At 71.0% G+C, this 25,762-nt stretch carries 25 protein-coding genes; 8 read left to right on the top strand and 17 right to left on the bottom strand.

Translation table 11 applies throughout. The features are described from left to right. Positions 1-3: 3 nt before the first annotated feature. Positions 4-1,371: a glutamine synthetase family protein gene (locus J7E91_RS17760; protein WP_214905435.1), complete on the bottom strand. Its 1,368-nt coding sequence runs from the start codon at positions 1,369-1,371 to the stop codon at positions 4-6. Positions 1,372-1,448: 77 nt separating this feature from the next. Between J7E91_RS17760 and J7E91_RS17755 the strand changes: the two genes are divergently transcribed. From J7E91_RS17755 to J7E91_RS17745, 3 genes are all read left to right on the top strand, one after another. Beyond that, entirely contained in the window at positions 1,449-2,177 is a 729-nt protein-coding gene (locus tag J7E91_RS17755) for a FadR/GntR family transcriptional regulator (protein ID WP_214905432.1), read from the top strand. 111 nt (positions 2,178-2,288) lie between these two features. Next, complete coding sequence (gene eat / locus J7E91_RS17750; RefSeq protein ID WP_214905429.1) at positions 2,289-3,764, top strand: ethanolamine permease; 1,476 nt, start codon at positions 2,289-2,291, stop codon at positions 3,762-3,764. A 31-nt stretch (positions 3,765-3,795) separates the two neighbouring features. Further along, positions 3,796-4,518: a gamma-glutamyl-gamma-aminobutyrate hydrolase family protein gene (locus J7E91_RS17745; RefSeq protein ID WP_214905426.1), complete on the top strand. Its 723-nt coding sequence runs from the start codon at positions 3,796-3,798 to the stop codon at positions 4,516-4,518. A 391-nt stretch (positions 4,519-4,909) separates the two neighbouring features. On the opposite strand, the gene J7E91_RS17740 is transcribed toward J7E91_RS17745, so the two are convergent. Continuing rightward, positions 4,910-5,353, bottom strand: coding sequence for a hypothetical protein (locus J7E91_RS17740; RefSeq protein ID WP_214905423.1), 444 nt, complete (start codon positions 5,351-5,353; stop codon positions 4,910-4,912). Between the two features lie 36 nt (positions 5,354-5,389). Further along, entirely contained in the window at positions 5,390-6,268 is an 879-nt protein-coding gene (locus J7E91_RS17735) for a LysR family transcriptional regulator (protein WP_251015861.1), read from the bottom strand. 226 nt (positions 6,269-6,494) lie between these two features. Between J7E91_RS17735 and J7E91_RS17730 the strand changes: the two genes are divergently transcribed. Further along, a complete protein-coding gene (locus J7E91_RS17730; RefSeq protein WP_214905418.1) occupies positions 6,495-7,634 on the top strand; it encodes a TDT family transporter in 1,140 nt (379 codons plus the stop codon). Here J7E91_RS17730 and J7E91_RS17725 read toward each other — a convergent pair. From J7E91_RS17725 to J7E91_RS17710, 4 genes are all read right to left on the bottom strand, one after another. Next, positions 7,573-8,283, bottom strand: a complete 711-nt coding sequence (locus J7E91_RS17725; RefSeq protein ID WP_214905415.1) for a helical backbone metal receptor — start codon at positions 8,281-8,283, stop codon at positions 7,573-7,575. The two genes, J7E91_RS17730 and J7E91_RS17725, sit on opposite strands and share 62 nt — an antisense overlap. A 15-nt stretch (positions 8,284-8,298) precedes the next feature. Continuing rightward, entirely contained in the window at positions 8,299-8,880 is a 582-nt protein-coding gene (locus J7E91_RS17720) for a helix-turn-helix domain-containing protein (RefSeq protein ID WP_214905412.1), read from the bottom strand. A gap of 183 nt (positions 8,881-9,063) precedes the next feature. Further along, entirely contained in the window at positions 9,064-10,905 is a 1,842-nt protein-coding gene (locus J7E91_RS17715) for an ABC transporter permease/substrate binding protein (protein WP_214905409.1), read from the bottom strand. After that, positions 10,898-12,106: a glycine betaine/L-proline ABC transporter ATP-binding protein gene (locus J7E91_RS17710; protein WP_214905406.1), complete on the bottom strand. Its 1,209-nt coding sequence runs from the start codon at positions 12,104-12,106 to the stop codon at positions 10,898-10,900. Before J7E91_RS17710 ends, J7E91_RS17715 begins: the two co-directional genes overlap by 8 nt. A gap of 239 nt (positions 12,107-12,345) precedes the next feature. Between J7E91_RS17710 and J7E91_RS17705 the strand changes: the two genes are divergently transcribed. Beyond that, complete coding sequence (locus J7E91_RS17705; protein WP_214906011.1) at positions 12,346-13,251, top strand: 5'-3' exonuclease; 906 nt, start codon at positions 12,346-12,348, stop codon at positions 13,249-13,251. Positions 13,252-13,312: 61 nt separating this feature from the next. Then, positions 13,313-14,155: a siderophore-interacting protein gene (locus J7E91_RS17700; RefSeq protein WP_214905403.1), complete on the top strand. Its 843-nt coding sequence runs from the start codon at positions 13,313-13,315 to the stop codon at positions 14,153-14,155. A gap of 52 nt (positions 14,156-14,207) precedes the next feature. On the opposite strand, the gene J7E91_RS17695 is transcribed toward J7E91_RS17700, so the two are convergent. Then, positions 14,208-14,849, bottom strand: coding sequence for a MerR family transcriptional regulator (locus tag J7E91_RS17695; RefSeq protein WP_214905400.1), 642 nt, complete (start codon positions 14,847-14,849; stop codon positions 14,208-14,210). Positions 14,850-15,029: 180 nt separating this feature from the next. Here J7E91_RS17695 and J7E91_RS17690 point away from each other — a divergent pair, with 180 nt between their 5' ends. Then, positions 15,030-15,950: a hypothetical protein gene (locus J7E91_RS17690; RefSeq protein ID WP_214906008.1), complete on the top strand. Its 921-nt coding sequence runs from the start codon at positions 15,030-15,032 to the stop codon at positions 15,948-15,950. A gap of 146 nt (positions 15,951-16,096) precedes the next feature. Beyond that, positions 16,097-17,461, top strand: a complete 1,365-nt coding sequence (locus tag J7E91_RS17685) for a deoxyribodipyrimidine photo-lyase (protein ID WP_214905397.1) — start codon at positions 16,097-16,099, stop codon at positions 17,459-17,461. Between the two features lie 54 nt (positions 17,462-17,515). Here J7E91_RS17685 and J7E91_RS17680 read toward each other — a convergent pair whose 3' ends face one another. From J7E91_RS17680 to J7E91_RS17640, 9 genes are all read right to left on the bottom strand, one after another. Further along, positions 17,516-18,157, bottom strand: a complete 642-nt coding sequence (locus J7E91_RS17680) for a TetR/AcrR family transcriptional regulator (protein ID WP_214905393.1) — start codon at positions 18,155-18,157, stop codon at positions 17,516-17,518. Between the two features lie 260 nt (positions 18,158-18,417). Continuing rightward, positions 18,418-21,240: an RNA helicase gene (locus J7E91_RS17675; RefSeq protein WP_214905390.1), complete on the bottom strand. Its 2,823-nt coding sequence runs from the start codon at positions 21,238-21,240 to the stop codon at positions 18,418-18,420. A 73-nt stretch (positions 21,241-21,313) separates the two neighbouring features. Further along, positions 21,314-22,276, bottom strand: a complete 963-nt coding sequence (gene tatC / locus J7E91_RS17670) for a twin-arginine translocase subunit TatC (RefSeq protein WP_214905374.1) — start codon at positions 22,274-22,276, stop codon at positions 21,314-21,316. Positions 22,277-22,327: 51 nt separating this feature from the next. Then, positions 22,328-22,618, bottom strand: a complete 291-nt coding sequence (gene tatA, locus J7E91_RS17665; RefSeq protein ID WP_214905357.1) for a Sec-independent protein translocase subunit TatA — start codon at positions 22,616-22,618, stop codon at positions 22,328-22,330. 215 nt (positions 22,619-22,833) lie between these two features. Further along, positions 22,834-23,031, bottom strand: a complete 198-nt coding sequence (locus tag J7E91_RS17660; RefSeq protein WP_214905354.1) for a hypothetical protein — start codon at positions 23,029-23,031, stop codon at positions 22,834-22,836. 17 nt (positions 23,032-23,048) lie between these two features. Continuing rightward, complete coding sequence (locus J7E91_RS17655) at positions 23,049-23,303, bottom strand: phage terminase large subunit family protein (protein ID WP_214905351.1); 255 nt, start codon at positions 23,301-23,303, stop codon at positions 23,049-23,051. Between the two features lie 14 nt (positions 23,304-23,317). Further along, positions 23,318-24,280: a YafY family protein gene (locus tag J7E91_RS17650; RefSeq protein ID WP_214905348.1), complete on the bottom strand. Its 963-nt coding sequence runs from the start codon at positions 24,278-24,280 to the stop codon at positions 23,318-23,320. Positions 24,281-24,296: 16 nt separating this feature from the next. Further along, a complete protein-coding gene (locus J7E91_RS17645; RefSeq protein WP_214905345.1) occupies positions 24,297-25,253 on the bottom strand; it encodes a YafY family protein in 957 nt (318 codons plus the stop codon). Positions 25,254-25,381: 128 nt separating this feature from the next. Then, the gene (locus J7E91_RS17640) at positions 25,382-25,753 is read right to left on the bottom strand and encodes an FKBP-type peptidyl-prolyl cis-trans isomerase (RefSeq protein ID WP_214905343.1); all 372 of its coding nucleotides are present in this window, start codon (positions 25,751-25,753) and stop codon (positions 25,382-25,384) included. Positions 25,754-25,762: the final 9 nt, after the last annotated feature.

Raw genomic sequence — 25,762 nt, 5'->3', positions numbered from 1 at the left:
GCCTCACAGTCGTTCGAAGGAGCGGCGGAGCTCCCAGTCGGTCACCGCGGAGTCGAACGCCTGGAGTTCGACCCGCGCCATGTTGCGGTAGTGCGCGACGACTTCGTCGCCGAAGGCGGCCTTGGCGATGGGGCTGTTCTCCCAGAGCTCGGCGGCCTCGCGCAGCGACGTGGGTACGTGCTCGTAGTCGCCGGTGTAGGCGTTGCCCGTACAGACCTCGGGGAGTTCGAGTTTGTGCTCGATGCCGTAGAGGCCGGCCGCGACCAGGCCCGCGACGGCGAGGTGCGGGTTGACGTCGCCGCCGGGCAGCCGGTTCTCGAAGCGCATGGAGCGGCCGTGGCCGACGACGCGCAGCGAGCAGGTGCGGTTGTCGTGGCCCCAGGCGACGGCGGTCGGGGCGAAGGAACCCGGCTGGAAGCGCTTGTAGGAGTTGATGTTGGGCGCGTAGAGGAGGGCGAAGTCGCGCAGGGCGGCCAGCTGTCCGGCGAGGAAGTGCCGCATGACGGGTGACATCCCGTCGGAGGCGGCGTCGTCCGCCATGGCGTTTCGGCCGTCCGCATCCTGCAAGGAGAGGTGGATGTGGCAGGAGTTGCCTTCGAGCTCGTTGTACTTCGCCATGAAGGTGAGCGAGACGCCCTCCTGGGAGGCGATCTCCTTGGCGCCGGTCTTGTAGATCGCGTGCTGGTCGCAGGTGACGAGGGCCTCGTCGTACTTGAAGACGATCTCGTGCTGGCCGGGATTGCACTCACCCTTGGCCGACTCGACGGTCAGGCCCGCCGCGGTCATGTCGTTGCGGATGCGGCGCAGGAGGGGCTCGATGCGGCCGGTGCCCAGGACCGAGTAGTCGATGTTGTACTGGTTCGCGGGCACGAGGTCCTTGTAGCCGCGGTCCCAGGCCTGCTCGTAACTGTCCTTGAAGACGATGAATTCGAGCTCGGTGCCGACGTGGGCCGTGTAGCCGAGCTCGGCGAGGCGCTCCAGCTGGCGGCGCAGGATCTGGCGGGGCGCGGCGACGACGGGGGAACCGTCGTTCCAGGCCAGGTCGGCGATGAGCATGGCCGTTCCGTCGTTCCAGGGAACGCGCCGCAGGGTGGAGAGGTCGGCGTGCATGGCGAAGTCGCCGTAGCCGCGGTCCCAGGACGCCATCTCGTATCCGTCGACGGTGTTCATCTCGGTGTCGACGGCGAGAAGGTAGTTGCAGCCCTCGGTGCCGTGGTCCAGTACGTCGTCGAGAAAGAACTGGGCGGCGAACCGCTTGCCCTGGAGACGCCCCTGCATGTCGGGGAAGGCCAGGACGACTGTGTCGATCTCACCGCTCGCCACGAGGGCGCGGAGCTCCTCAAGAGCGAGCGGGGGTGTGCGGTCTGCCACGGAAAGTTCCTCCTTCGGTCAGCCGGAAGCCATAAGGTATGACCGAAGACCATTGATTGGGAAGGGGAAACCGCAAGGTGGCGAGCGAAATCGATTCTGCGGACCGTTTGACGCCCGTATTGCGGCCCGTGCGGGCGGGCAACGGATTCGAGGAGGCGCTGGAGCAGATCCTCCAGGTCCTGCGCCTGGGCCTGGTGCCCGTCGGGGAGCGGCTCCCCGCCGAGCGTGAGCTCGCCGACCGCCTGCGGATCAGCCGGGTCACGCTGCGCGAGGTCCTGAAGGTCCTCCAGGACCAGGGCCTCGTCGAAAGCAGGCGCGGCAGGTACGGCGGTACGTTCGTGCTGCCGCACCCGGACGCCTCCGGGGAGGGCGAGCTGCGCCGGCGCGTGGAGTCCGTCGACGTGGAGGACGCGCTGCGCTTCCGCGAGGTGCTGGAGGTGGGCGCGGCCGGGCTGTGTGCGGCGTACGGGCTGGACGAGGACGGTGCGCGGCGGCTGCGCGCGGCGCTCGCCGCGACGCACGACGCGCCGCTCGCGGACTACCGCAGGCTCGACACCCTGCTGCACCTCACGCTTGCCGAGCTGTCCGGGTCGCCGACGCTGACCGCGCAGTACGCCGCCGTACGGGCCACGGTGAACGGGCTGCTCGACTGCATCCCGCTGCTGGTGCGCAATCTGGAGCACTCCCAGCAGCAGCACACGGCGCTGGTCGAGGCGGTGCTCGACGGTGACGCGGACGGCGCGCGCGAGGTGATGCGTGAGCACTGCTCGGGCACGGCCGCCCTGCTGCGGGGCTTCCTCACGTAACGCCGGGCGATGCGGATCCGTAACAGCGGCTTAACGCACAGGTCTTGCGCTGGGACCGGCCGGACCACAAAGGTATGGCATCCCACCATTGACCCGAGGCAGGAGCGGCTCATGGCCGACAGCACCGACTCGCGCACCCCACCCATCCCTGCGGCACCAGCCTCCCCCGGTGCCGATGCCGACGCCGGTTATCTGCAACGGCGCACGCTGCGCCGCGGCAGCGCCGGCTGGCTGCTGCTCACCGGACTCGGCGTCGCGTACGTCGTCTCCGGTGACTTCTCCGGCTGGAACATCGGCCTGGCCGAGGGCGGCTTCGGCGGGCTCGCCATCGCCACCCTCCTGATGGGCGTGATGTACGCCTGCCTGGTCTTCTCACTCGCCGAGCTGTCCGCAATCCTCCCCACGGCGGGCGGCGGTTACGGCTTCGCCCGGCGCGCGCTCGGCACCTGGGGCGGCTTCCTGACCGGCACCGCCATCCTCATCGAGTACATCCTGGCGCCCGCCGCGATCTCCATCTTCATCGGCCAGTACGTCGAGTCGCTGAACCTCTTCGGGCTCACCGCCGGATGGCCGGTCTACCTGGCCTGCTTTGTTGTCTTCATCGGCATCCACCTGTGGGGCGTCGGTGAGGCGCTGCGCTTCAGCCTCATCGTGACCGCCATCGCCGTGGCGGCGCTGCTGATCTTCGCGGCCGGCGCGTTCACCGAGTTCAGCGCGGACGGCCTCAACGACATCCCGGTCGACAAGGACGCGCTCGGCGCCAACTCCTGGCTGCCCTTCGGACTGCTCGGCATCTGGGCCGCCTTCCCCTTCGGGATGTGGTTCTTCCTCGGTGTGGAGGGCGTCCCGCTGGCCGCCGAGGAGGCCAAGGACCCGGTGCGTTCCATGCCGCGCGCCCTCGCCATCTCCATGGCCGTACTCGCGCTCCTCGCCCTGATCACCTTCTTCGCCGCCACCGGCGCGCGCGGCTCCGCCGCCGTCCAGGACGCGGGCAACCCGCTGGTCGTGGCGCTCCAGGGCGACGGCGATCCGACGCCGCTCAGCCGGTTCGTCAACTACGCGGGCCTGGCCGGGCTCGTCGCTTCCTTCTTCTCGCTCATCTACGCCGGTTCGCGGCAGCTCTTCGCGCTCTCCCGGGCCGGTTACCTGCCCCGCTTCCTGTCCCTGACGAGCCGCCGCAAGGCCCCGTACCTCGGGCTGCTCATCCCCGGTGCGATCGGCTTCGCGCTGGCGGCGGGGACCGGTGACGGCGCACGGATGCTGAACATCGCGGTCTTCGGCGCCACCATCTCGTACGCCCTGATGGCGCTCTCCCACATCGTGCTGCGCCGCCGCGAGCCCGGCCTCCACCGCCCGTACCGCACGCCGGGCGGCGTCCTCACCTCGTCCGTGGCCTTCGCGCTGGCGCTGTCCGCGCTGGTGGCGACGTTCCTGGTGGACAAGGACGCGGCGTTCATCGCGCTCGGCGTCTACGTCGTCGCTCTCGCCTACTTCGCGTTCTACAGTCGGCACCGGCTCGTCGCCGCGGCTCCCGAGGAGGAGTTCGCCGCCCTGGCCGAGGCCGAGGCCGAACTCGAACGCGACTGACTCTGACCCCGTACGACCGACCGGAGGATCCGTGTCCAAGCCGCTCATCGGCATCAGCACCTACCTGCAGCCCGCCAAGTGGGGTGTCTGGGACATGCCCGCCGCGCTGCTCCCGGCCGGCTATCCGCGCCTCGTGCAGGCCGCCGGCGGTCTCGCGGCGATGGTGCCGCCCGACTCGCCGTCGTACGCCGAGGAGGTGGTGGCCCGCCTCGACGGGCTGGTCGTCGCGGGCGGCGCGGATGTCGAGCCCGTACGGTACGGCGCCGAGCCGGACCCCCGCACCGGGCCGCCGGCCCGCGAGCGGGACGCCTGGGAACTCGCCCTGATCCAGGCCGCCTTGGCGTCCGGTACGCCGCTGCTCGGCATCTGCCGGGGCATGCAGCTGCTGAACGTCGCGCTCGGCGGCACGCTCGTGCAGCACCTGGACGGCCATACCGCAGGCCCCGGCGTGTTCGGCCGGCACCCGGTGCGGCCGGTGCCCGGCACGCGCTACGCGTCGGTCGTACCGGAGGAGACCGGCGTACCGACGTACCACCACCAGGCGATCGACCGGATCGGTGCCGGCCTGGTGGTGTCGGCGTACGCGGCGGACGGGACACCGGAGGCGCTCGAACTGCCCGGCGGGCAGTGGGTGCTCGGGGTCCAGTGGCATCCGGAGATGGGCGAGGACCTGCGGGTGATGGAGGCGTTGGTGACGTCCGCCACGGCCGCCGTAGGCCGCTCGTCACTGCACGAGCGACAGCTCCAGGCCTGACGAGGCATCGCCGGTACCGCGCGGCGCGGGCGTCGCCCGCGACCAGTACCCGGGCCGTTCGCCGGACCGTACAGGCCCATTCGCATCCGCCCCGACGTCCGGCGCACCTGCGGGCGCCGGGGCGGGCGTCGGGCCGACGGTCGGCGCCTGCCGCGCCATAACGCTGGGGACGCGTCCGCTCCGACGGTCGGCGCAGCTGCTCGGGCACAGGGCCGGCGTCGGGCAGGCGCTGCGGCGGTCGGGGCCTGTCGCGCCGTGGTGCCGACGGTGCTTTGTGTCCGGTCAGAACTGAGCCGGGGCCGTCCGGTCGTGCTCGGTGTCGGTCTTGGGCGGCGGCATGGCGTGTGCGTAAGCGCCGTCGTCGAGGTCGCGGCTTCGCTTTCGGGCGCGGTCAGATACGGCCTGCCAGCAGGCGGGTGACCGGGCCCAGGCTGCGCTGTTGCGCCTTGCGGCCCGCCACGAACGAGACCGCTCCGATGGCCACCGCGCCCGCGCCGGCACCCGCGATGACGGCCTTGCGGGCGTTGATCAGCACCCAGGCCGTGGACGCGGTCGACGCGACCTTGCCGGCCGCGGACTCCAGAGCCTGACGGCTCACCTCGACTCCCTTGATTCCGGCGGCCTTCGCGGAACCGGCCATGTCAGTGGCCTTGGCGGTGGTGTCGGAGGCGGCGGCCTTCGCGGTGCCCGCAGCGTTCGCGGCCTTTCCGGAGGCGCCGTTGGCCGTGGCCTTCGCGGTGCCGGTCGCGTTCGCGGCCTTTCCGGTGGCGCCGTTGGCAGCACGGGTCGCTGTTGTGTTGGCCTTGTCCTTGGTGTTCTTGTCCTGTTCAGTCATGGCCTTCGGGTATCCCCTCAGAGCCGTGACAAACAGTCAGCCCTTCTCCGGAGCGGGCCGGGTCAGCCCCAGCAGGTCCCGGGCGGGCCCCGTGGGCCGCGGGCCCGTCGGCCAGACCGCACGCAGATCGCGGCTCAGCCGCACGCCCTCGACCGGGACTTCGACCAGGCGGCGGGAGGCCAGCTCCTCGCCCACGGCGAGTTCGCTGAGCACGCTGGGGCCCGCGCCGCTGACGGCCGCCGCCTTCACCGCTGTCGTGGAGGCGAGTTCGAGGAGGGGGTCGGCGAGGCCGCCGTACCCGGCGAGCGCCGCGTCCAGCACCTGCCGGGTGCCGGAGCCCTTCTCCCGCAGGATGAGTGACGCCTCGGCCAGTTCCCGCGCGTCCACCGGACGGCGCCTGCGCGCCCAGGGGTGGCTCTTGGCCGCGACCACGACGAGCCGGTCGTGACCGATGACGACGCCGTCGAGCCCGTCGGGTACGGCCAGGCCCTCCACGAAGCCCAGGTCCGCCTCGCCGCTGAGCAGGCGCTGCGCGACCGCGGCGGAGTTTCCCGCGAGCAGCGAGACCGCCGTACCCGGGCGCTGTCCGTGCAGCGCGATCAGCCAGCCCGGCAGCAGGTACTCGGCGATCGTCATACTGGCCGCGACCCGCAGCCGCGAGTCCCGCCGCCCGCGCAGCGCCTGCGCCCCCGCGTCGAAAGCCTCGGCCGCCTCCACGACCCGGCGCGCCCAGTCGGTGACGAGCGCGCCCGCCTCGGTGAGGCGCGAGCCGCGTGGCGAACGGTCGACGAGGGCGACACCGAGCTGCCGTTCCATGGAGCGGATACGGCTGCTCGCGGCGGGCTGGCTGATGCCGAGCTCCCGCGCCGCGCGCCCCAGGCTGCCGAGCCGGGCGACACCGAGCAGCAGTTCCATGGCACCGAGGTCGGGCACACGGTGGGCGAGCGGCGCCCTTTCCCCGGAGGCGGAGGCGGAGACGGAGGCCGGGCCGTGGCCGGGTCCGTGGCCACGACCGGGACCAGGGCCGGCACCGGGACCTCGACCGGGGTCAGGGTCGTTGAGGTGGCTCATAACATCAGCTTATGGCCCCATAGAAGGACCGTCCCTGGTGGGGGGCGCGTCGTATGTCCAGTGTGGGCGTATGGCCACCTATGCACAGCCGCGCCGCCTCCTCGCCGCCCCCCGCCTGCCCGCGCTGCGCCATCTCGGCCCGAACTGGTACGCCACGGTCATGGGCACCGCCATCGTCGCCAACGCCGGCGCCGCCCTCCCCTTCGCCGTCCCCGGCCTGCACCCGGTACTCACCGTCGTCTGGGGGCTGTCGGCCGTGCTGCTCGGCGCGCTGCTGCTCGCGCGCGCCGGCCACTGGGCGTACCACCGCGACCAGGCGGGGGCGCACCTCCTCGACCCCGCCGTGGCCCCCTTCTACGGCTGCCTGGCCATGGCGCTGCTCTCGGTCGGCGGCGCCACCGTGGCGGTCGGCAGGGACATCGTCGGCCTCGGAGCCGCCCTTGCCGCCGGCGCGGTGCTGTGGGGCGTGGGGACGGCTGTCGCTCTGGCGGTCGCCGTCGCGATCCCGTACCTGATGGTCGTACGCCACCGGGTGAAGCCCGGCAGCGCCTCGCCCGTGTGGCTGCTCGCCGTGGTGGCGCCGATGGTGTCGGCGGCGCTCGGCCCGCAGATCGTCCCGCGTCTGCCCGAGGGGCAGTGGCGGGAGGCGATGCTGCTGGCCTGTTACGCGATGTTCGGGCTCAGCATGCTCGCGACGCTGCTGATGCTGCCGCTGATCTTCGGCCGTCTCGTCCACGGCGGCCCGCTGCCGCTCGCGCTGACGCCGACGCTCTTTCTCGTACTGGGCCCGCTCGGCCAGTCCGTCACCGCGGTCAACTCCCTCGCGGATGTGGCCCCTGGGGCCATAGGAGCGCCGTACGCCGACGCGCTCGGCGCCTTCGCGGTCCTCTACGGCGTGCCGGTGATGGGCTTCGCGCTGCTGTGGCTGGTGCTCGCCGCGGCGATGGTGGTCAGGGCGGCCAGGAACGGCATGGGGTTCGCCATGACGTGGTGGGCGTTCACCTTCCCCGTCGGTACGTGCGTGACGGGCGCCGCCGGGCTCGCCCGCCACACCGGGCTCGACGCCCTCGGCTGGCTGTCGGCGGGTCTGTACGCGGCGCTGGTCCTCGCCTGGGCGGTCGCGGGCGTGCGTACGCTGCGCGGTCTGGTCAGCGGAGCGCTGCTCGCAGCACCCGCGGCGCCTCGGCCAGTGACGGCCCGTACCAGGTGAGGTGGCGGCCGCTGACGAGCGCGGCGGGCAGTCCGGGGAAGGCCTCGGGCCCGTCGTCGGCCGTGAAGCGGTAGGGCTCGTCCGGCAGTACGACGAGGTCCGCCCCGGCGGCGCGCAGTTCGTCGAGGGGGACGCGCGGGTAGCGCTCGGCGTGGCCGGCGTAGAGGTGGTCGACGCCGAGTCTGGCCAGCAGGTCTCCGGCGAAGGTGTCGCGGCCCAGGACCATCCATGGCCGACGCCAGACGGGCACGACCGCCTTCAGCCGTGGGCCGCCCGTTTCCACGTCGTCCCAGGCCGCCTCGGCCGCGTCGAGCCAGGCGGGGCGGGCCTTCAGACCGCAGCCGTCGAGCAGGACCCGCTCCAGCTCGGCGAGTGCCTCGGGCAGGTCCCGGATCACGGTGACCATGACGGTGAGCCCGGCCTGCCGGAGGGCGGCGAGATCGGGCTCGCGGTTCTCCTCCTCGTTGGCGACGACGAGGTCCGGGCGCAGCCGTACGACCGCCTCGACGTCCGGGTTCTTGGTGCCGCCGATCCGTACGACGCCGAGGTCCGCCGGGTGGGTGCACCAGTCGGTCGCCCCGACCAGCAGGCCGGGCGCGCTGGCGGCGACGGCCTCCGTCAGGGACGGCACGAGCGACACGACGCGCACGGGGCCCGCCCGCCGTCAGCCGTCGTTACGGGCGTCGGCGTCGCCGGGGTCGTCGTGCCCGACGGTTCCCGCCGCCGCGACCACGAGGATCCGGGTGCCCGCCTCGGTCGCCCGCCACCGGTGCCGTACGCCACCGGAGAGGAACAGCGTGTCACCGCGTTCCAGCCGGTACGCCCGCCCTTCGGCCTCCACCTCGGCGGCGCCGTCGGCGATGTACATCAGCTCGTCGCCGTGGTGCTGGAACTCGCGTCCGGTGTCCTGTTCCCCGGTGTACTCGGTGGCCCGTAGCTGGTGCCTGCCGCGCACCACGCACCGCACGGCCGCCTCGCCGTCGCCGCCGTCGTCCTGCCCGGCCCGTACGACATCGACCGTACGCCCCGAGTCGGCGGCGGCGATCAGGTCGGCCGCCGAGGTTTCCAGCGCCTGGGCCACCCGCTCCAGGGAGCGGGTACTGGGTCTCGCCCGCTCGTTCTCGATCTGGCTGAGGAACGGCACCGAGAGCCCGCTGCGGGCCGCGACCGTGGCCAGGGTGAGGGCCAGGGACTTGCGGCGCCTCCGGACGGCCGTACCGACTCGAAGTGTTTCCTTGTCGTCCATCGCTCCGGCTCCCTCCCTGTCTCGTGGTCGTCAGCACTGGGTGCAGCCTACGCAGCTTCGCTCGCCGGTTTCGTACATACGTCAGGGAAGACCCCCCTGTCCAGGACACCACTGAGGGGCGGGCCTCGCCACAAGACGATGCCCACCCCTCGGTGGAGCTGCGGTGATGCGTCCGTGCCCGGCTCAGCCGGCGGCCGACGCCTTCTTGGAGGTCTTGGCGACGGGCGCCCACTGGTCGGCGAGGCCGGGGTTCTCCCCCAGCCAGGCGCGGACGGCGTCCTGCTCCTTGCCCTTGCCGCCCGCCTGGATCTTCGCTTCGAGACCGGTGAGCTGCTCCTCGGTCATCTTGAAGCCCTTGAGCCACTTCCCGACGGCCGGGTTCTCGTCGGAGAAGCCCTTGCGGGTCAGCGTGTGCACGCCGTCGCCCTTGCCCCAGGCCCCCTTCGGGTCCTTGAGCTTCTTCAGGTCGTAGGTGCTGTACGCCCAGTGCGGGGACCACAGCGTGGTGACGATGGGCTCCTTCTTGGCGTACGCGCGCTTCAGCTCGGCGAGCATGCCGGGCGTGGAGCCGTCGACGACCTTGTACTCGCCCTCCAGGCCGTAGTCCTTGAGGACCTTGTCCTTGAGGAGGCCCATCATTCCGGCGCTGGGCTCGATGCCGATGATGCGGCCCTTGAAGGTGTCCGACTTGCCCTTGAGGTCTTCGAGCGAGTCGATGCCCCTCACGTACGAGGGGACGGACAGCTCCAGGGAGGTCGGGCCGTACCAGGAGCCCATGTCCTCCAGCTTGTCCTGGTACTTCGCCCAGTACTTCTCATGGGTGACGGGGAGCCAGGCGTCGGTCTGGATGTCGATCTGGCCGGTGGACTGGCCGGTGTAGAGCGAACCGGCCTCGTACTGCTTGGCGTCGACCTCGTAGCCGCGCCGCTCCAGCAGCTCCTTCCAGAGGAAGGTCGAGGCGATGCCCTCGTCCCACGGGATGTAGCCCATGGAGATCTTCTTGCCCTTGCCGACGTTGCCGGGGTCGTCGGCGTTGGCGGTCTTCGTGCCGCCGAACATGCTCAGACCGCCCGCGACGAGGGCGAGTACGACGACTCCGGCGATGGCGACGGCGGGCTGGGGCCGGTAGTTCCAGACCTTCACGCCGCCCGACTTGCTCATGGCCTTGGCCTTGGCCTTGGCCAGGGCGCGGCGGCCGAGCGGGGAGACCTGGTGGCCGAGCGCGCCGGTCATCCGGTCCAGGTACATGGCCAGGATGACGATGGACAGACCGGCCTCGAAGCCGAGACCGACGTCGATGTTGCCGAGCGCGCGGTAGACCGCGCCGCCCAGGCCGCCGGCGCCGACCATGCCGGCGATGACCACCATGGACAGGCCCAGCATGATGACCTGGTTGATACCGGCCATGATCGTCGGCAGCGCGAGCGGGAGCTGCACGCGCAGCAGGGTGTTGCGGGGGCTGGTACCGAACGCCTGGGCCGCCTCGACGAGGTCGCCGTCGACCTGGCGGATGCCGAGCTCGGTCATGCGTACGCCCGGCGGCAGCGCGAAGATGATCGTCGCGATGATGCCGGGGACCGCGCCGACGCCGAAGAACAGCACGCCGGGGATCAGGTAGACCATCGCCGGCATGGTCTGCATGAAGTCCATGACGGGGCGCGTCACGGCGCTCACGGTTTTGGACCGCGCGGACCAGATGCCCAGGGGTACGGCGATGACCAGCGTGATGATGGTCGCGACGAGGACGAGGGAGAGGGTCGACATGGCGTCGTCCCACATCTCGATCGAGTCGATGAGCGCGAAGCCGGCGAAGGCGAGGGCGCCGGCGGTCAGGCCGCGCAGCCAGCAGGCGATGACGGCCAGGATGCCGGCGAGCAGCAGCGGTTCGGGGGCGGCCAGGACGGTGTAGATGCCGTCCTGCATGCCGCTGATGACGGTGCTGGCCGCGTCGAAGACCGGGGAGAGGTGTGTCTGGAGCCAGTCGACCGCGTCGTTGACCCACTCGCCCATGGGGATCCTAGGCATCGGCGGTCACCTTGCTCGCGGAGTCGTCGGCTGCGGAGTCACCGGATGTGGCGTCCTCGGCCGTGGCGTCCTCGGCCGTGGTGTCGTCAGCCGTGCTGTCGTCGGCCGTGGTGTCCCGTGGGAGCTCCGCCGACGTCATCGGCTCGCCGAGGACCGCGAGCAGCGTGGCTCGCGATACGACGCCGATGAGCGCGCCGTCGGCGTCCGTCACGGCGACAGGCGCACCGCTGGTGGAGCAGGGGGTGAACAGTTCGAGGACTGGGGTGTCCTCGGTGACGGTCGCGGGGGCGGCGTTCAGCACGTCCCGCTCGTCGCGCAGCTCCTGGCCGTCGTCCGTGTGCGTACCGAACGCGGACTCGGGACCGGCCATGATGGCGCCCGCGGTCAGGACCCGGGAGCGGTCCACGCCCTGGGTGAAGGAGGCGACGTAGTCGTTGGCCGGGGTGACGAGGATGTCCTCGGCGGTACCCAGCTGGACTATGCGGCCGTCGCGCATGACGGCGATGCGGTCGCCGAGGCGCATGGCTTCGTTGAGGTCGTGGGTGATGAAGACGATGGTCTTCTTCAGCCGCTTCTGGAGTTCGAGGAGCTGGTCCTGCATGTCGCGGCGGATCAGCGGGTCGAGGGCGCTGAACGACTCGTCCATCAGCAGGAGGTCGGCGTCGGTGGCGAGCGCGCGGGCCAGGCCGACGCGCTGCTGCATACCGCCGGACAGCTCGTCGGGCCAGGACTTCTCCCAGCCCTTGAGGCCGGCGAGTTCCAGGGCCTCGGTGGCCCGCTTCTCGCGTTCGGCGCGCGGTACGCCCTGCACTTCGAGGCCGTAACCGGCGTTCTCCAGCACGCTGCGGTGCGGGAACAGCGCGAAGTGCTGGAACACCATGCTGATCTTCGAGGAGCGTACGGCGCGCAGTTCGGCGGGGCTCAGTGCGGTGAGGTCCTGGCCGTCGAAGAGGACCTGGCCCGCGGTCGGCTCCAGCAGCCCGTTGAGCATCCGCAGCAGCGTGGACTTGCCGGATCCGGACAGTCCCATGACCACGAAGATCTGTCCCGGTTCCACGGAGAAGGAGGCGTCGATCACCGCTGCCGTCGTCCCGTCGGCGCGCAGCTCGTCGCGGTCCGCTCCGCTCTCGAGCTTCCGTACCGCCTCTTCGGGTCGTCTGCCGAACACTTTGTACAAGTGATCGGCTTGCAGCCTGGACACATATACCTCACGCGTTGAACGAAAACGGCTCGCCGGGCGGTCGGCGAGCCGTGGAGCGGTACGGATTCGGCCCGTTTCACCCATCAAGAAGTTGAAATCACAATGGGTCCACTCCGAGGCCGCGCCTGCCCTCTCTTACAGAAGCCAAACACAAGAGTGATCCACTTCACTTGGCGGTCACTTTCGCGGCGTACGGCATGGAAGGCGTGCGGCATGATCGGGGTGTGACGCGACGCCTGATGCTCCTCGACACCGCCTCCCTCTACTTCCGCGCGTATTACGGAGTCCCGGATTCCGTACGCGCTCCGGACGGCACGCCGGTCAACGCCGTACGCGGCCTGCTCGACTTCATCACCCGGCTCGTCCAGGACCACCACCCCGACGACCTCGTCGCCTGCATGGACGCCGACTGGCGGCCGCACTGGCGGGTGGAGCTGATCCCCTCCTACAAGGCGCATCGCGTCGCGGAGGAGACGGCGACGGGGCCGGACGAGGAGGAGATCCCGGACACGCTCTCGCCCCAGGTGCCGGTCATCGAGGATGTTCTCGACGCGCTGGGGATCGCCCGGGTGGGCGTCGAGCCGTACGAGGCGGACGACGTGATCGGCACACTCGCGGGACTGGCCGCCGGGCCCGTCGACATCGTCACCGGTGACCGCGATCTCTACCAGCTGGTCGACGACGCCCGTGAGGTGCGCGTCCTGTACCCGCTCAAGGGTGTCGGCTCGCTCCAGGTCACCGACGAGGCGTGGCTGCGCGAGAAGTACGCCGTGAGCGGTCCCGGGTATGTCGATCTGGCGCTCCTGCGCGGCGACCCGAGCGACGGACTTCCGGGCGTTCCGGGGATCGGCGAGAAGACGGCCGCGAAGCTCCTCGCCGCGTACGGCGACCTGGCCGGGATCATGGCGGCGGTCGACGACCCGGTGTCCGGGCTCACGCCGTCGCAGCGCAAGCGACTGGACGGGGCGCGGGACTACCTCGCCGTGGCGCCGAAGGTGGTGCGCGTCGCCTCCGACGTACCGCTGCCGGACTTCGATCCGGCGCTGCCGAGCGAGCCGCTCGACCCGGCCGCGCTCGACGAGCTGGCGGCGCGGTGGGGGCTCGGAGGTTCGCTGGAGCGGTTGCTCACGACTCTCCATGGTTAGACTGCTGACTTAGGTAAGCCTAAGCAAGCGTCTGAGCAAGCGAGAGTCAGGGGAGAGCGCCGTGGCAGAACGACCGGCCCGCAAGACACCGCAGGCCCGCGAGGCACAGGTGGTGCGCACCGAGCGGATCGCGCGGCACATGGTGCGCGTCGTCCTGGGCGGTGAGGGGCTGGCCGGCTTCGCCGCCGACGAGTTCACCGACCACTACATCAAGGTGCTGTTCCCTCCGGCGGGCGTGGTCTACCCGGAGCCGTTCGACATGGCCCGCGTCCGCGAGGAGTTCCCGGCCGAGCAGTGGCCGGTCACCAGGACGTACACGGTGCGCGCCTGGGACGCCGTACAGCGTGAACTGACGGTCGACTTCGTGGTGCACGGCGACGAGGGTCTGGCCGGTCCGTGGGCGGCGCGGGCACAGCCCGGCGAGACGGTGCGCTTCCTCGGCCCCGGCGGCGGTTACGCCCCGGACCCGGCGGCCGACTGGCATCTGCTGGTGGGCGACGAAAGCGCGCTCCCCGCCATCGCCGCTTCCCTGGAACGGATGCCGGAAGGCGCCGTGGTGCACGCCTTCGTCGAGGTGGCGGGCTTCGAGGAGGAGCAGAAGATCGCCACGCCCGACGGGGTGGCGGTGACCTGGCTGCACCGTGGCCAGAACCCCGTGGGCGAAGCTCTCGTCGCCGCCGTGCGCGGCCTCGACTTCCCGGCGGGCGACGTCCACGCCTTCGTCCACGGCGAGGCGGGCTTCGTGAAGGACCTCCGCCGCCATCTGCGTCTGGACCGCGGAATCGCGCGGGAGCGGCTGTCCATCTCGGGCTACTGGCGGCTCGGCCAGGACGACGACGCCTGGCGCGCGGTCAAGCGCGAGTGGAACGAGCAGGTCGAGCGCGAGCAGGAGTCCGCCGCCTGATCCCCCGCCCCACCCTTGTCCGTACGGACACCACTCGGCCCCTCGCCGGTAGTCAGCGGGGGGCTTTGCCGGCTCCGTAGATACGAGCCGACTCGTCCACCTGCGCGAGCCTGCGCAGCGCGATGAACACCGCGTCTCCGAGCACCGTGCCGATCACCACGCTCTCCACCAGGTCGTCCATCGCGGCCCGCCCCGCGACGTACCCGAGGTCCGCGCGGGCGACGGCCTGCGCCGCGTCGGCGTAGTCGTCGAGCACGCGGGCGAAGCCGCCGTGCCCGAGCCGGCCGAGTGCGGCCAGCGCCGCCGCCAGCGCGTCGGCGGCCGGATGGTCCGGGTCGACCTGCCAGCCACGCCGGGCCATCAGGGCGTCCACCTCGGCCCGGGCGGCCACGGCCTCGTCGTCGGCCTCCTCGCCGTACCGCGTGATGATGCTGTTCGTCGCCTCGCCCAGTACGCCGTGCACCGACCGGGCCGGATCGTCGGCCGCCGCGAGCACCTCCCGGATGGCGGCCACCTTCAGCCCGCCCACGTCGAGCAGCGCGCGGATCAGCCGCAGCCTGCGCTCGTGCGTCTCGTCGTAACTCGCCTGGTTCGGGCTGGTCAGCTGCCCGGGGGGCAACAGCCCTTCCCGTACGTAGTACTTGACGGTCGGTACGGGGACCCCTGTTCTGCGACTCAACTCACCGATGCGCACTTGGCGTTCACCTCTCCGTGCTGCTTGCCAGCCCCCATCCCATCATAGATAGTTCCACTATCGGATAGCGGATAGAGGCACTATCTATAACGGGGAAGGGAACCCACTCCCATGGTCACCACGACTGCATCCCGTCCATGGCTCGCCTGGCACCGGCCACTGCTCGTCTTCTCCGCCGTGATGGTTGTTCTGGCCGTCGTCTCGGCGGTGGGAATGGCCGTCGACGACCGGGTCCTGGCGGGCTCGGCGATCTGGTTCAAGCCCCTCAAGTTCTCGGTGTCGCTGCTGATGTACGCGATGACGCTGGCCTGGATGCTGTCGCTGGCCACACGCGGGCGCCGGGTGGGGTGGTGGGCCGGCACGGTGGTCGCCCTGACCGGTGCGATCGAGATGGTCATCATCGTCGGCCAGGTGATCCGCGGCCGGCGAAGCCACTTCAACTACGAGACCGCCTTCGACGGGCTGCTGTTCAACATCATGGCCGTGACAATCGTGACGCTGTGGATCGGCTCACTGGTCATCGCCGTGCTGCTCTTCCGCTCGCGACTGCCCGACCGCGCGTCGGCCTGGGCGATACGGCTCGGCGCGGTCATCGCGCTGGTGGGAGCGGGTCTGGGCAACCTCATGACGCAGCCCACCCCCGAGCAGCAGGCGGCGGGCGGCCGGGGCGTGTCCGGCGTGGTCGGCGCGCACACCGTCGGCGTACCCGAGGGCGGTCCCTCGATGCCGTTGACGGGCTGGTCCACGACCGGCGGGGACCTGCGCATACCGCACTTCGTCGGTATGCACGCCCTTCAGCTGATCCCGCTCTTCCTGCTCCTCCTCGTCGCCCTCGCCCCGCGCCTGGCCCGGCTGCGCGACGAACGCGTACGGCTGCGGCTCGTCCTGGTGGCCTCCGGTTCGTACGCCGCCGTCCTCGCCCTGCTCACCTGGCAGGCACTGCGCGGCCAGGCACTGATACACCCGGACGGCGCAACGCTGACGGCCGCGGCGCTCATCGCGGTCGGCGCGGTCGGCGCGGTCGCGGGAACGCTCGTATCGCTGCGTACCACTGCCTCACGGGAGGCATCGGACGTCCCGGAGAAGGAGCTTGCGGCATGACCGGCCTGTGCCGGTCTTCCTGGCCCTGCGCGTGGTCCTGCGCGCGGTGCGGACGAAGGCGACCATAAGGGGTGGAACGATCTTCGCCCAGGACCAGTCCGCCTCCGCGCCTGCCCTGTGCGGCACAGAGGAAAGGGACCGCGCGTATGAGCGTCGCAGTGGTGCTGTTCACGTCGGACCTGCGGCTGTACGACCAGCCGGTGCTCGCCGCGGCGCTGCGCCGGGCCGACGAGGTGGTGCCCCTGTTCGTACGGGACCGGGGCGTGACGGAGGCGGGCTTCGACGCGCCCAACCGGCTTGCCTTCCTGGCCGATTGCCTGGCCGCCCTGGACGCGGGGCTGCGCGAGCGGGGTGGGCGCCTTGTCGTCCGTACGGGCGATGTGGTGGAACAGGTCTGCCGCGTGGTGGCCCGGTCCGGCGCCCGGGAGGTGCATCTCGCCGGCGGGGTCAGCCATTACGCGGCGCGCAGGGAGGAACGGCTGCGGACCGCTCTCGGGAACGTCCGGTGCGCGCTGCACGTCCACGACGCGGTGATCACGGCGGTGCCGCCCGGGCACATCACGCCGGCCGGCAAGGACCACTTCGCCGTCTTCACGCCGTACTTGCGCAAATGGGAAGCGGCCGGTGTGCGCGACGCCGTGCCGGCTCCCCGGTCGGTGCGCGTCCCGGACGCCGTCGAAAGCGATCCCCTGCCGTCACGCCGCGCCGTCACGGGAACGTCGCCCGGTCTCGCGAAGGGCGGTGAACAGGAGGCTCGCAAGCGGCTGCGCGCCTGGCTGGCGGACGGCGTCGAAGCGTACGAGGAACGTCATGACGACCTGCCGGGTGATGCCACCTCCCGACTCTCACCGCACCTCCACTTCGGCTGCCTCTCCGCGGCCGAACTGATCCACCGCGCGCGGCGCAGGGGTGGCCCGGGTGCGGACGCGTTCGTACGGCAGCTCGCCTGGCGGGACTTCCACCACCAGGTCCTCGCGGCGCGCCCTGCCGCGTCGTGGTCCGACTACCGTCCGCGCGGCGATCAGTGGCGTACGGACGGCCAGGAGATCGCCGCCTGGCAGGAGGGCCGCACCGGATATCCCGTGGTGGACGCGGCCATGCGCCAACTGCGGCACGAGGGGTGGATGCACAACCGGGGCCGGCTGCTGGCGGCGAGTTTCCTGACCAAGACGCTGTACGTCGACTGGCGCGTGGGCGCCCGGCACTTCCTGGATCTGCTGGTGGACGGGGACATCCCCAACAACCAGCTCAACTGGCAGTGGGTGGCGGGTACCGGAACCGACACGCGCCCCAACCGGCTGCTCAACCCGCTCGTCCAGGCCAGGCGTTTCGACCCGAGGGGCGACTACGTACGGCGCTGGGTGCCCGAACTCGCGGGGCTCGCGGGAGCGGCCGTCCACCAGCCCTGGACGGTGACCGGGCCGGAGCGGGCCCGGATCGACTACCCGGATCCGGTCGTGGACCTCGCCGAGGGACGTACCCGCTTCGAGCGGGCGCGCGGCCTGCAATGACCACGGCGCCCCGCCCGCCGGCCGATCCACGGGCTCTGCGCGGCGTCGGGCGCTTCAGCCCGCCGGGCGCTCCGCGATGCCCGCGACGCGCAGCGCGGCGTCCGCCGTCGCGGCGGCGAAGGCTTCGGGCGGGCGGTCGGGGTCGCAACGATGGATCAGGATGACGCCCTCGATGAGCCCGAAGACCAGGTCGGTACGGAGCGCCAGTTCACCCGGGTGGAGTTCGCCGCAGGCCTTGGTCGCGGCCAGCAACTGTCCGTAGGCGTTCTTGAGATCGTCGCGCACCTGGCGGAAGCCGGAGAACGCCTCGGTGCGCACCTCCGGCAGCAGATAGAGCGCGCCGAGGTTGTGCGCACCGCCGCACAGCAGCTCGACGTCGGAGCGGCAGAGCTGCCAGAGCCTGGCCTCCGCCGACGCGGTGTCGTCGGCGAGCAGGCGGCGGGCGAGGGCCAGGGACGGCGCGACCGTGGACTCCAGCAGGCCGGCCAGCAGTTCTTCCTTGCCGGCGACATAGTGGTACATCGTCGCCTGGCGCATCCCGGCGCGCTCGGCGACGGCGCGGGTCGTCGTGGCCGCGTAACCGTGGGTGGTGAACAACTCGGCCGCCGCTTCGAGGAGTTCCTCGCGCGGCGTCAGCCCGTTGTCCCGCCGCTGCTGGGCACGCGGCCGTCCGACCCGTCGTCCTGTGGTGCTCATGATGCCGATCGTCGCATACCAGCGCCCCGCCGACGCGGGCCCCGGATTCGTGGGGATCGCGACCGACCGGCTGCGGGAAGAGCGACTTCCCGGTGATCCGCGGCCGGTGCAGAGCGGGCAACGGGCGCGCGAACGCAACCACGCGTCACACAGGGCCTGTTGACCCCACCGACACCACTGCGCCGCCCCCCTCCAGCCTCAGACGCGAGGCCTCGCGGGGAGCGGCGCACCAGTAGCACCTGGAGCCCGGCGAAGAACCGTCAGCCCACCGACGAGTACGCGACCACGCCACGCAGCACGGCGTCGACCGCCTTGCGCGCGTTCTTCGTGACCGTGCTCCCCTCGGCCGACGACGGCGCGGCCGCCGCGATCTGCCCCAGTACGTCGATGACCTGCTTGCACCAGCGGACAAAGTCCCCCGCCGGCATCTCCGCCTCGCGCAGCACCTCGTCGAGCCCCTTGCCCGACGCCCACATGTACACCGCCCAGGCGAAGCCGAGATCGGGCTCGCGCTGCCCGACGCCCTCCGCCTGGTTGATCTTGAACTCCTCCTCCAGGGCATCGAGCCTGCCCCAGATGCGGACCATCTCAGCCAGCGCGATCTTCGCCGGCCCGGTCGGCACCTTCGGCGCGACCGCGTCGTCCGCCTGGCGCGCCTCGAACACCAACGCCGAGACGCACGCCGCCAGTTCGGCCGGCTTGAGCCCTTCCCACACGCCCTCGCGCAGGCACTCGGACGCCAGCAGGTCGAGCTCGCCGTAGAGCCGGGCCAGCCGCTTGCCGTGCTCGGTGGCCTTGTCACCGCGCAAATAGTCCAGCTCGGTCAGCAGGGCGTAGATCCGGTCGAAGGTACGGGCGATGGTGTTCGTCCGTCCCTCAATGCGCCGCTCCAGCTGCTTCGTGTCCCGCTGGAGGCGGTGGTAACGCTCGGCCCACCGGGCGTGGTCCTCACGCTCGTCGCAGCCGTGGCACGGGTGCGCGCGCAGCTCGGCACGCAGCCGCGAGATCTCACGGTCGTCAGCCGCCGCCGCGCGCTGCTTGCGGTGCCGCTCGGGCGCGATGTGCCCGGCCTTGGTCCGCAGCGCGGAGGCCAGATCACGCCGCGACTGCGGGCTGCGCGCGTTGAACGACTTCGGGATGCGCATCCGCTCCAGCGCCTCCACCGGCACCGGAAAGTCGATCGACGCGAGCCGCTTGACCTGCCGCTCGGCGGTCAGGACCAGAGGCCGCGGCCCGTCGTGCTGATCGAATCCGCGGTGTCCGTTGGCCCGCCCGGCGGGCAGCCCCGGATCCAGCACCAGCGCCAGACCGGCGAACTTACCGGTGGGCACGTGGATGATGTCACCGGTCTTGAGCTTCTCCAGCGACGCGGCCGCAGCGACCCGCCGCTGCACAGCGCCCTGCTTGGCCAGCTCGGTCTCGCGGTCCTTGAGGTCGCGGCGCAGCCGCGCGTACTCCTCGAAGTCCCCGAGGTGACAGGTCATGCCCTCCCGGTAGCCCTGTATGCCCTCTTCGTTCTTCTGGACCTGCTTCGAGATCCCGACGACCGACTTGTCGGCCTGGAACTGCGCGAAGGAGGTTTCCAGCAGCTCGCGCGAGCGGTGCCGCCCGAACTGCTCCACCAGGTTGACCGCCATGTTGTACGACGGCCTGAAGCTGGAGCGCAGCGGGTACGTACGCGTCCCGGCCAGTCCCGCGAGCGCCCCCGGATCCATACCGCGCTGCCAGAGCACCACGGCGTGGCCCTCGACGTCGATGCCGCGCCGCCCCGCCCGGCCGGTGAGCTGGGTGTACTCGCCGGGGGTGATGTCGGCGTGCTGTTCACCGTTCCACTTGACGAGCTTCTCCAGCACCACCGAGCGGGCCGGCATGTTGATGCCGAGCGCCAGCGTCTCGGTCGCGAAGACAGCCTTGACCAGCCCCCGTACGAACAGCTCCTCGACGACCTCCTTGAAGGTCGGCAGCATCCCGGCGTGGTGCGCGGCGATGCCCCGCTCCAGGCCTTCGAGCCATTCGTAGTACCCCAGGACGTGCAGGTCCTCGCCGGGGATGGAGGCCGTCCGCTCCTCGACGATCTCGCGCACCAGCATGCGCTCGTCCTGGTCGTTGAGGCGCAGGCCCGCGTACATGCACTGCTGTACGGCGGCCTCACACGCGGCCCGGCTGAAGATGAAGGTGATCGCGGGCAGCAGGCCCGCGCTGTCGAGCCGCTCGATGACCTCGGGCCTGGCGGGCGTCCAGATACGGCTGCGCTGCCTGCGCTCCCGCTCCCGGTCCGCCTCCCGCATGTTTCCGCGGCCGCGGCCGCGCGCGAAGGACGGGGTGCCGTTCTCCATGCGTGCCATGCGCACCAGGTCGGGGTTGACCTCGCGCCTGCCGCCCCGGCCGTCGTCGGACTCCTCGAAGAGGTCGTACATCTTGCGCCCGGCGAGCACGTGCTGCCACAGCGGCACGGGCCGGTGCTCGGAGACAATCACTTCGGTGTCACCGCGGACGGTGTCCAGCCAGTCGCCGAACTCCTCCGCGTTGGACACGGTCGCCGACAGCGACACCAGCGTCACCGAATCGGGGAGGTGGATGATCACCTCTTCCCAGACGGCGCCGCGGAAGCGGTCGGAGAGGTAGTGCACCTCGTCCATCACCACATAGGCGAGCCCGCGCAGCGCCTGCGATCCCGCGTACAGCATGTTCCGCAGGACCTCGGTGGTCATGACGATCACCGGGGCGTCGGGGTTGACGCTGTTGTCACCGGTCAGCAGCCCGACCTTGTCGGCGCCGTAGCGCCTCACCAGGTCCTGGAACTTCTGGTTCGACAGCGCCTTGATGGGCGTGGTGTAGAAGCACTTGCGCCGCTCGGCCAGAGCCAGGTGCACGGCGAACTCGCCGACGATGGTTTTGCCCGAGCCGGTCGGGGCGGCCACGAGCACGCCCTTTCCGGCTTCGAGGGCTTTGCATGCCTCGATCTGGTACGGGTCCAGCTCGAAGTCGTACAGCTCGCGGAAGGGTGCAAGCGCGGTGGCCTGCTCGGCCGCGCGGGTCCGGGCAGCGGCGTAACGCTCAGCTGGGGAGAGTTCCTCTGTCATCTTGTCTTCGAGCCTACCCGCCAGGTATGACAGTCAGCCCGATCTTTATCGCAGCCCGGCGGGACCCTGAAAGTCAGGTGACGTCGTCGTAGCCGTTCAGCTGCTTGCGTGCCTGCCCCGAGCTCTCGGCACCGGCCTGCTCGGGCAGCGCGCGCGAGGCGGACACGGCTTCGACTTCCCCGACGGCCTCGGGACTGAGGTCGAGTGCCGACGCCTCGTCGTCGTCCAGCTCGGCGTCCGGATCGTTTCGCCGCCGGCGCTTGTCATTGAGCAGCGAGAAGCCGACCGCGATGAAGTAGAGGACGGCCAGTGGGCCCGCCAGCAGCAGCATCGAGATGGGCTCGCCACCAGGGGTGGCGATGGCCGCGAAGGCGGTGAGGCCGACGAGCATTCCGCGCCACCAGCGCAGCATGCGCGCGCCCGTGAGGACGCCGGTGATGTTGAGCAGGATGAGCAGCAGCGGCAGCTCGAAGGCAAGACCGAAGACGATCACCATGCGGGTGATCAGGTCGAGGTAGTCGTCGAGCGGCAGCAGGTTCTGCGCGTCGTCGGGCGTGAAGCTGAGCATGATCTCAGCGGTCTGCGGGAGGATCGCGTACGCCAGGTAGGCGCCGCCCGCGAAGAGCGGGACCCCCACCGCCACGAAGGCCAGCGAGTAGCGCTTCTCGGTGCGGTGCAGGCCGGGCGCGACGAACGCCCAGAGCTGGTAGAGCCATACCGGGGTGGCCACCAGGACGCCGGCCATCAGCGAGACCTTGAGCGCGATGGTGAAGGGCGACAGCAGACCGTTGGTCGTCATCGACGCGCACGGCTTGCCGTTGCGCATGGTCATGGCGCCGTCCACACAGCCCACCGAGGACAGGATGGGCTGCATCAGGAACCTGAAGATTTCCCGCTGATAGAACGCTGCGACAACCACCATGACAACGATGGCCAGTACAGACTTCAGCAGTCGGTTACGCAGCTCACGCAGGTGCTCGGCGAGCGGCATACGCCCCTCGTCGTCCTTCACCTGCTTGCGGGCAGACTTGAGCAACCCACGCCCCTCGTCTCGTGCGGCAGCTGTATCGGATTCGACTGAACCGCGTCAGCTCTGAGTGGTGTGGGTCGGGTCGTTCACCGGACGCGCGCTGGTCACATCGCCGGGCGCGGCCTTGATCGTCCGCGGTGCGGGAGCCTGCTGGTCGGGCGTCGCCGGGGCGGCGTCGGCCGGAGTCGTGGCCTCGTCGTCCTTCTTCATCGCCTTGGCCTCGCTCTTGAGAATACGAGCGGACTTGCCGAGTGAACGCGCCATGTCCGGAAGCTTCTTGGCACCGAAGAGCAACAGAATGACGGCGAAGATCAGAACGATCTCGAGGGGCTTCAGATTGCCGATCATGTGCGACTTCCTTCTCACTGAGGCGGCTGGGGTGGAACTGCGGGGCTGTCCCTCCGGTCGGACCGATGTCCGCCCTTCATGCTCAAGCGATCGTAACCCGTAGGAGTAAACGCGGGGCAATGCCCATGCGTACTCCGGATTGCGACCCGCGCCTCATTGCAGGAGTCGCTCGGCCAGCCTACGCCCCCGCCCGCGCCCGGCGGCGGGCCGCGCTCCTACCGCCACGCCTCGCCGGTGCGCGCCAGGTCCTCGGCCGCGCGTTCCAGGTTCTCCGCCGCCTTGTTGATGTCCCTCGAGGTCTCGGCGACCTGGCGCCCGAGGCGCTGGACCTCGACGAACACCCGGATCGCCAGCACGCCCAGTACGGCAAGACCACAGAAACCAAAAGCGATTGCGAGCATCGGCCAGAGCATGCGCAGAGCCTAGACGGTCAGACCGTGGAGTGGAGTCGCAGCGTCCGTACGCCGCCCCCCGTGAGCAGCTCGACGATCCGCTCCCCCGCCGGTTTGCGCACCGGCGCCTCGCACTCGGGGCAGGTGAAGGAGTAGAAGGTCGTACGGCGGCTGGCGCCGATCGCGAGGCGCAGCGAGCCCGCGGACAGTTCGAAGCGGGCTCCGCAGTCGGGGCAGCCCGCCTTGAAGAGGACGGGGCCCACCTGGGTGGGAATACCGGGCAGTAGCGACATGTCCACCAATCTCCTCAGACCTGACCGGCGCTCTCGTACGCCGCGAGCGCCTCGCGGGCCGCTTCCCGCGCGCTGACCGCCAGCTCCGGGGGCGACACGATGTGCCCGTCCCTGCCGAGCCGCAGCGCGAGCCGCCGCAGCGAGGCCGGTTCCGGCGTACGCAGCGTGATCCGCAGGCCGCCGTCGGGCAGTTCCTCCGCGCTGTCGTGCGGGTAGTACTCGGCGACCCAGCGCCCGCCCGGCCCGACCTCCACCACCACCTCGGGGTCGTCCGCCGCGGGCTGCACGAGCCCCTCCGACAGGTCACGCAGCTCGATCTCCGGGGGTACGGACGGCTCGTCGAGCAGTCTGATCTCGGCGACCCGGTCGAGCCGGAACGTACGCCGTGCCTCGGAGAGCCGGCACCACGCCTCCATGTAGGTGTGCCCCACGGCGAAGAGCCGGATCGGGTCGACCTCGCGCTCGGTGAGCTCGTCGCGCGCCGGTGAGTAGTAGCGCAGCCACAGCCGGCGCCGCTCCGAGATCGCCCGGTCGACGTCCGCGAAGACCCCGCCCTCGGACTCGAAGGTCACCGAGAACCTGGAGCTGGCGCCCGCCGCCTCGCCCGCCGCGGCCTCCAGCTTCGCCGTGGCGCGCAGCAGCGCCTGCCGGTCACCCTCACGCAGGCCGGGAAGCGTGGAGACGGCGCGGGCGGCGACGAGCAGCGCGGTGGCCTCGTCGGCGGCGAGCCGCAGCGGCTCGGCGACGTCGTCCGGGTTGTGCCACCAGATCCGGTCGCCGTCGGTGTCGATGTCGAGGAGGTCGCCGCCGCGGAAGCTGGTCCCGCACATGGGCAGGACGTCGAGGTCGGAGATCAGCTCGTCCTCGGTGATGCCGAAGGCGCGGGCGACATCGCTGACGTGCGCGCCGGGGCGCTCCCGCAGGTACGTCACCAGGGAGAGCATCCGCCGGGTCTGGTCGATCGCGTTCGTGGCCATGGTCTCGTGGCCCCCCTCAGTCCTTGGCCACGGCGCGCAGCCGGTCCACGACGTCCGCCCGCAGATCAGCGGGCTCCAGTACGACGACCTCGGGGCCGAGCTCGACGAGCCAGGCGTCGAGCCCGTGCCCGTACGGGATCGCCAGCTCGTCCCAGCCGTCACCCAGGTCCCGTACGGCGGTGGCCCGGGCCCGCAGCGGGTAGCCGGAGCCCTGGCGCAGCTTGATCAGGGCGCTGCGGGTCGCCGTCTCGCCCGCCCAGCTCTCGACGGTCTCGCGTACGGTCACGACGTCCGGCACCTCGGCCGTGAAGGACCCGGCGCGCGAGCGCACCTTGCCGGTGATCCGGGAGAGCCGGAAGACCCGCTCGGCGCCGCGCTCGCGGTCCCAGCCGGCGAGGTACCAGTGGCCGCGCCAGCACTCCAGCGTCCACGGCTCGACGTGCCGGGTCTCGGGGCGGGCGGCGTTGGCCTTGCGGTAGTCGAAGACGACGGGCCGCCGGTCACGGCAGGCCAGCATCAAGGGCTCGAAGGCCGTCTCGTGCACCGGGATGCGGGGTTCGAGGGCGCTCTGGTGGCCTTCGTACGGGTCCTCCGCCTCGGGCATGCCCGCCGCGCGCAGCTTCTGCAGCGCGCCGCTGGCGGCGCCGGCGAGGCGGGCCTGCTGCCAGACCTTGGCGGCGAGGCCGAGGGCGGCGGCCTCCTCGGCGTCGAGGGTGATGGCGGGCAGGCGGTTGCTGTCGCGGCGGGCCAGGTAGCCGGCGTCGCCGTCGAGGTTCTCGACGGTCTCGATGACCAGACCGAGTTCGCGCAGATCGTCCTTGTCGCGCTCGAACATGCGGTTGAAGGAATCGTCCGTGCCCGCTTCGAGGTAAGCCTCGATGGACCCCCGCAGTTCCCGCTTGCTGAGCGGGCGCCGGGTCCCGAGCAGGCACAACGCCAGGTTCATCAACCGTTCGGCCTTGGCAATCGCCATCGGCACCCTCTCTCTTGCTCTACGACCGTCGACCGTACCGCCCCGGGGTGTCGCGGCAAAAGCCGAGGGCCCATGCCGGACGGCATGGGCCCTCGTACCGCTCTCACTTGATCAGAGAGCGACCTTGATCAGACCGCGACGAGGTCGCAGACGAAGATCAGCGTCTCGCCCGGCTTGATGACGCCGCCGGCGCCGTGGTCGCCGTACGCGAGGTGCGGGGGAATGATCAGCTCGCGGCGGCCGCCGACCTTCATGCCCTGCACGCCCTGGTCCCAGCCGGCGATGACGCGGCCGGCACCGAGCGGGAACTGCAGCGGCGTGCCGCGGTTCCAGCTCGAGTCGAACTCCTCGCCGGTGGAGAAGGCCACACCCACGTAGTGGACCTTGACGTTGTGGCCTGCCTTCGCGACCTCGCCGTCGCCCTCCCAGATGTCCCTGATCTGCAGGTCCTTCGGCGGCTCGCCACCCGGGAAGTCGATCTCGGGCTTCTCGATGCTCACGGAAAATGC

The organism is Streptomyces sp. ISL-99 (assembly GCF_018614005.1).
Classification (GTDB): domain Bacteria; phylum Actinomycetota; class Actinomycetes; order Streptomycetales; family Streptomycetaceae; genus Streptomyces; species Streptomyces flavidovirens.
The sequence above is the reverse complement of the archived record's forward strand: the minus strand, read 5'-3'. Positions and strand labels throughout refer to the sequence as shown.